Source organism: bacterium (genome assembly GCA_021372775.1).
Taxonomy (GTDB): Bacteria; Acidobacteriota; Polarisedimenticolia; order J045; family J045; genus JAJFTU01.
Genome location: JAJFTU010000053.1, coordinates 1 through 5,065, shown reverse-complemented (window position 1 = coordinate 5,065; position 5,065 = coordinate 1). Strand labels below are relative to the sequence as shown.

The window sequence follows — 5,065 nt, the reverse complement described above, 5'->3', positions numbered from 1 at the left end:
CCGGCAGGGCGAGCACGGCGGCCTCCTCCGCGTCCGCGGACGCGCCCCCGACGCCCTCCGCTTCCGCCTCGGCAACGGCCCCGACGCCCCCTGGTACGCCGACGAACGCCTCCTCGCCTCCCGCGCCCCGCAGGACGCCCCGCGATGACCCCGCACCGCCCCCGCCCGAGATCCGCGTCGCCCGTACCGGATCGGCGAAACGTCCCGCGGCGTCGGGACGGCGCAACGTCGCGCGCCGATCGGGCCGAAACGTCCCTCGGCGTCCGGACAGTGCAACGTCGCGCGCCGATCGTCGGCGCGAGTCGCGCGAAGCCCGGGCGGCGCGAGATCGCGCGATGTCCGACGACGCAAGGTGTCGCCAGGTCCGCGACGGAGCACCGTCGCGCGACGACGAACGCACGGAGGGCCGCGGGACGCTCGGCGGGAATGAAAAGGCCCGCCGCGTGGGCGGCGGGCCTCGGACGAACTACGGAGAACCGTCGATCAGGGGGTCGGTCCGCAGCGCCACGCGGAGAACGCCGCGTCGCGCTCGGGCGTCGAGCCGTCGCCGAGCTGCTCCGTCCCGAGCGACCCTTCGGCGATGATGTTGCTGCCGGAGACGAGGAACCAGACCGCGTTCCCGGCCGGCGGGACGAAGGTGTACGTCGCCGCGCCGCTCCCCGGCGCGTCGAAGCCGGCGGAACCGCTCGCCAAGTGGCACGCCGACATCGACGACGGGTTGAAGAACGTGCCGAGCGCGCCGGCGTAGACGTTGTAGCTGTCGGCGTTGGCGAGCGTCGGGAAGGTCAGGACGAAGTTCCCGGACGAGCGGCCGACAGTCGTCGGGACGGAAGCGGAGCTCGCCTCGCCCGGCGCGTCGCCGAAGTTGATCACCAGCCCCGACGCCGGCGCGTTCACCGGAACGTAGGAGGGGCAGACGTTGTGCGGGTAGCAGCGGTCCATGGCGTTGCCCCACGCCTCGAGGCGGTAGCCGTTCGCCGCCGGAACGCTGATCGAGAAGACGCCGTCGGCGCCGGTCGGCGAATTCGTGCAGCGCGTGCAGCCGCTTTCGAGGACGCCGCCGGAAACGCAGGCGGTCATGCCGGAGAGGGCGCTGCGGTAGAGCCGCGCCGTTCCGCCGATCGTGGCGTTGAGCGGCGCCGACATGTCCACGGTCGTCGTCGCTCCCGCCGTCACCGTCACGGCCTGGGCGTTGTTGCTGCAGAAGACGCCCGGCGCCCAGACCTGGGCGCGCGCGCCGCTTTCGTCCCACGTCTGGACGAACGCCCGGCCGGCCGCGACCTTCATCACGTAGTAGCCGTCCGCGCAGCTCCGCGACCAGCCGATGTTCGAGGAGCCCGGCCCGGTCGAGTTCATCGCCGAGACGTCGACGTTCGCGAGCGCGGCGCCGTTCTCGGAGGCGCGGACGTGGCCGGCGATGAAGCCCGCCTTGACGAACTGACCGGACGGATGGAAGACGATGTCGTGCGCCGCGGCGTCGTGCTGGCCCTGCACGCTGCCGAGATCGTCGCGGTTCGGATCGAGCTCGATGTTGAACGCGGCGCCGTTCGCGGCGGGAACGGTGAAGATCCCGTTCAGCCCCGTGAACGCCTCGCCGTACTCGGTGTCGCCGTTGGCCTGATGCGTGCGGGCGCGCGCGCCGCCGAGCGGAGCGCCCGTGCTGTCCAGCGTGCGGCCGGAAACGAAGATCGCGTTCCCCAGCGCGATGTCGCCGAGAGCGCCCGATCCGGTGCCGTCGACGCCGAAGGACCTGGCCGTCAGGCGGCTCTTGGCCGGCCCAAGGACGACGACTTCCTGTCCGCCCCAGATCGGGAACGAGACCGTGCCGTCGGCCGCCGAGAGGCGCGTGTCGAAGATGTTGCCGTCGAGGGAGACGCGCGCGTTGGCAACCGGCGTCGCGGGCGACCCTTGGACGATGCGCATCGTGTAGGTCTGTCCGGCCAAGAGCTGCAGCGTCATGCCGCTGATGTCGCCGCTCGCGTCCCCCTGCGTGATGTAGCCGGCGGGGATGTTGGCCGCGACCGGCGGCAGGCCCATCAGGATCAAGTTGCCGTCGGTGTAGCGCAGGCTGAAGTTCCCGGAGGCGTCGGAAACGCCGAACGACACGAGCGCGGGGTTGGCGTTGCAGTCGGGATTGCCCGGATCCTGCTCCATCAGGATCAGCACCGTGCCGGGGACGGGGTTGCCGCCGCTGTCGAGGACGGTGCCCGCGAAGGTGTAAGGCAGACTCGGCGCCACTCCGGGCACGACGTTCGCGAGGACCGGCGCGGCGGAAACCGCGCCGACGGTGAACGTCGCCGGGCCGCTCGCGGCGCCCCCGGGGACCGTCCCCGCGACGAGGCCGCGCGCGCGGTCCACGACGAGGCCGGTCGCGGCCACCGTGCCGCCGAGGCCGTTCGAGAACGTGAACTGCGGCGCGCCGGTCGCCGGGATGTTCTCGACGAAGAAGTGGAACGCGCCGCCGGCCTTGAGCCCGGCCGCGAGGTCGCCCGTGATCCGCATCGTCGTGCCGTCGAGCTGCAGCGGGGCGGCGCTCGCCGCGGGGAAGGGGAACTCCGCCGCGACGTCGGTGTTCGAGGCGTTCACCCATTCGACGCGCGCCGAGGCGCCGTCGTTCGGCTGGTTGATCAGCTCGAGCGAGTACTCGCCGCTGGTCACGGCCAACGCGAACCGACCTTCGCACGAGTCGGAGACCGTGCCGCCGACCGTCGCGTCGTCGGAGCGCTGGTGGGCGAGGATCTGCTCGACGCGCGGCGCGCCGTCCATCCCGACGACCTGCCCGACGACGAGGTTCCCCGTGGCGAGCGCGACGTTCGGAAGCTGAGTGTCGCCGCTCGCCGTGATCGTCTGCGAGGCGGGGTAGAGGTAGCGGCCGCCGATCGGGGGCTGGTAGTTGATCGTCCAGGAACTCGCCCGCAGCGGCAGCAGGTAGTAGCCGTCTTCGTCGGTCGTCGCGGCGACGCCCGGGCCGCCCCCCTTGGCGTTGACGGTCACGCCGGCGACGCCGTTTCCGTTGGCGTCCTTGACGTAGCCGCCGACCCGGTAGGCGGAGACGAGCTGTTGCGTCAGGCCGGTCGCGCAGGCGACGACGCCGCTCTTGGCGGGGGCGAGCGCGGTTCCTTGCGGCGGGAGGTACATCACGACGTAGTTCGTGTTCTGCGGCATGCCGGCCGACCACTGGCCGCTGGCGTTGGTCAGGGCGCCCCAGAGCGGGGCGTTCCCCGTCGAGTCGAAGACGATGACCGCGGCGTTCGCCAGCGCGGCGCCTCCGGCGTCCCTCACCGTGCCGCCGATCGTGCAGACCGGTGCGTAGGCGGGCGACTTCGACGTGAAGCAGGCCGGGTCGGAGGGCAGGCCGGTCGAGGAGTCGGTGATCGTGATCTGGTGCGCCCCGGCGGCTAGCCCCGCCGGCAGGGCGACGACGGCCTTCCCTTGGTCGACGCGGACGATCGTCGCGGCGCCGGCGTAGGTCGTCCCGTCGATCGACACGTCGGTCGCCGAATGCACGCCCTGGATCTGCAGCATCACCTGTCCGCCCGCCTTGGGCGCCATCGCCGCGACGCCGGTGATCGCCGGCTTGAACAGCCACCGGCCGACGACGAAGTTCATCCCCTCGACGTCGGCGCCGGAGACCGTCACGTTGCGCTCGACCGTCGTTTGGTCGAGCGAGCGGTAGATCGCGGCGAGCTGGGAGACGTTCGACGTCACGCTCCACGCGCCGTCGATCGCGGGCAGCGTGTAGGCGCCGTCGCAGCCGGCCTTGCCGTAGGCGACGTAGTCCACGTCGTCCACCGTGGCGTGGGCGCGCAGGCAGAGGTCGGCGAGAGCCGCGCCCTTGGCGTCGACGAACGCGCCGGAGACGGAATGCGTCGGCGCGAGGTAGTTGATCGGCGCGGTGTACGAGCCGCCCGCGGTCGGCTCGACCCGCCCTTGGGCGACGACCTTGCCGAAGACCGGATCGGCCGGGAGCACGTGGTAGCGGATCGTGGTCTGGTTGGAGCAGGACGCGGGAACGTAGACGCCGAGGGTGAAGGTCCCGCCGGCGGTCGTGTGCACGATCGTCGAGTAGTCGGTCCCCTCGCAGTCGCCGTCGAGTTTGGCGGTCACGCCGACGCCGGCGCCGAGCGGCGTTCCCTCGTCGGAGACCGTGCCGGAGATCGTCGCGTTCGGCGTTTCGGCGACCAAGTCGACGCCGGAGACCGCGGAGCCGGAGACGTTCACTTCCACCGCGCGGTCGTTGGCCACGGCGCCCTGGAGCGCGAGATGCTCGTCGCTGCCGACGAGGACGCTCCACTGGCCCGCGACCAGCGGGATGGTGTAGGCCCCGCTCTTGTCGGTGAAGGCGACGGCCATCGCCGGCGGGCCGTCCTCGAGCTGCGCCACGATCAGCGCGCCGGGGATCGGCGTCGTCGTGCCGTCGAAGTAGAGATGGCCGGAGACGTTGACGCCGGCGGCGGCGACGGTCGGAGTCTGCCCGGTGTAGACGTCGGTCCCGCGGAAGGTCAGGAGCGGCTGGCCGTACTGCGAGGTGACGTAGCCCGGCTTGAGGGCCAGCAGCAGGCGCCCGCCGCAGGCGTCGAACGACGCGGGAACCTGGAGCGTGAAGTTCCCCGAGGCGTCGGCGAACGTCGAAGGGGACGCGACCGCGCACTTCTCGTTCAGCGGGTAGAGCGTCACCAAGGCGCCCGGAACCGATCCGCCGCCCGAGGCGGTCACTTGGCCTTGGACGCTCTGCGCCTCGGCGGCGGCGGTGATCGTCAGCGCCGCGCCCGCGTAGGTCGCGTTCCCTTCGTCGGTCGCGCGCACGACGTAGCGGCCGGCGGTGTACGGGAAGTTGAGCGGCGTGAACATCCGCAGCCGCGCGCGCACCGCGCCGGCGGTCTTGTTCTCGTCGACCGGAACGTTGGGCGCCGCCGTGCCGTTGTCGGTCACGACGACGGTGTAGACGAGGTAGTCCGCCGCGTCGACGACGCCGTTCTGGTTGACGTCGACGTAGACGGCGAGATCGACCTTCGAACCGACGAGGCCGGAGACGTCGACGACGAGATCGGCGGTGGTCGTCGTC

1 protein-coding gene is annotated in these 5,065 nt (G+C 71.9%); it reads right to left on the bottom strand.

Going from position 1 to position 5,065, the window contains the following annotated elements:
* Positions 1-483 precede the first annotated feature (483 nt).
* The coding region (locus LLG88_02185; GenBank protein ID MCE5245716.1) for a carboxypeptidase-like regulatory domain-containing protein at positions 484-5,065 on the bottom strand (4,582 nt) is incomplete at its 5' end.